The following is a 1,841-nucleotide window of genomic DNA, read 5'->3' on the forward strand; positions in this document are numbered from 1 at the left end:
CCCCGATGCCTGTCCTGGAGCCGGGTAGCTCACCGCTCTACTTGCTGAAGTGGTAACTTGGCAAGCAAGTAGGTGAGCAAGTCTGGCGGGCCGGGGGGAGGCAGCGGTGGAGCTGGACGCGATTGTCAGGCGGCTGCGGTCGGCCGGTGGCGAGCTGGAGGACGTCGAGGTCAAGCGGGCCGCGGGGGGCCTGCCGCGGAGTGTGGCCGAGACGATGTCCGCGTTCGCCAACTCCCGGGGCGGTCTGCTCATCCTCGGGCTCGATGAGTGCGCCGGATTCAGCCCGGTCGACCTCGGTGATCCGACGGCGCTGCGGGACGAGGTGGTCGCGGTTGCCCGCGGAAAGATCACGCCGCCGCTGGCGCCGAGCGTGGAGCTCGTGCCATTCGAGGGCGCTGTCCTGGTGGTCACCGACATCGACCCGCTGCCACCGGCGCAGCGACCCTGTTACGTCACCGCCAGGGGCCTCTACAACGGCGCGTTCACCCGGATCGGTGACGGGGATCAGCGGCTGACGCCGTACGAGATCGACCGGCTGCGGGAGAACCCCGGGCAGCCCCGCTGGGACGAGGAACCGGTTCCGGAAGCGACGGTTGACGATCTGGACCGGGGTGCGGTCCTGCGTCTGGTTGAGGTCGCGAGCCGTAATTCGCCGCGGGCGTTCGCCGGGTTGAGTGAGCCTGACGCGCTCGTTTCGCTGGGCGTTCTCGTGGCGCACAATGGATTGCTCGTGCCGTCGCTCGCGGGGTTGCTCAGCGTCGGCAGGTATCCCCAGCGGTTCTTCCCGCAGCTGATGGTGTCGGTGGCGGTCTACCCGCATGAGGACGGCAGCCGGCCGGGGCCGGGGGGGGGGGTTCGGTTCCTGGACAGTGCCGCGGTCGGCGGGAACGCCCCGACGATGGTGGCCGACGCGATGCTGGCGGTGCAGCGCAACCTCCGCCGGGCCAGCCGGATCGTCGGTGCCGGGCGTGAGGACATCTGGGAGATCGCACCTGAGGTGATCCGGGAAGTCGTCGTCAACGCGCTTATGCACCGCGACTACAGCCCGCAGGCCCGCGGCACCCAGGTCCAGGTGGAGCTGTTTCCCGACCGGTTCACCGTCACCAGTCCCGGTGGGCTGTTCGGCAACGTCCGGCTGGAGACGCTGGGGGAGGCCAGCACCTCATCATCCCGCAACGCACGCCTCGCCGCCCTGCTGCAGGAGACCGGCGACCCGCTCACCGGACGTCCGGTGGCCGAGAACCGCGGTTCGGGCGTCGGTGCGATGATCAGTCAGGTCCGGCGTGACACCGGGCTGGTCCCGCTGTTCAGCGACAGCCTCGACTACTTCCGCGTGACCATTCCGCGGACCTCTCCCGTCACCCCCGAGCTGCGCGCCTGGGCAGCACGGCTCGGCCGGGGCGAGAAGCTTTCGGAAGCGCAGCTCGGCGCGCTCGCGCTCGCGAAGGCGGGCTACGACATAGACGTGGCCCTGCTGCGCAGGTTGGCTCTGAGCACCGCGGATGCGCGGCGTGAGCTGGGCCATCTGCGCGACCTCGGAATTCTGGTCCCGCGTCGGGCCCGGGAGGACGGCGCGTTCCGGCTCGCCTCAGGCCTGCTCGGGACGGTGGCCAGCCAGGCGGCGACAACGCGGCTGGGCCGGCCGGGCGCCGGCCTCGCGGACCGCATCCTCGTAGCCCTCGCTGGCACCGGTTCAGCCAGCCGGGAGGAGCTGCAGGCGACGACGGGCGCGAGCCGGAGCGCGGTTGCGAAAACGCTCGGCACTCTCCTCTCGGGCGGCCAGGTCGAAGCCACCGCGCCGCTGCACAGCCCGTACAGGCGCTACCGGCTCGCCCAGCCCT

The 1,841-nt window shown here is 71.0% G+C and carries 1 protein-coding gene; it reads left to right on the top strand.

Going from position 1 to position 1,841, the window contains the following annotated elements; translation table 11 throughout:
- Positions 1-106: 106 nt before the first annotated feature.
- The coding region (locus MJ797_RS14460) for an ATP-binding protein (RefSeq protein WP_239335032.1) at positions 107-1,841 on the top strand (1,735 nt) is incomplete at its 3' end.

Source organism: Protofrankia sp. CiP3 (assembly GCF_917627345.1).
GTDB lineage: Bacteria > Actinomycetota > Actinomycetes > Frankiales > Frankiaceae > Protofrankia.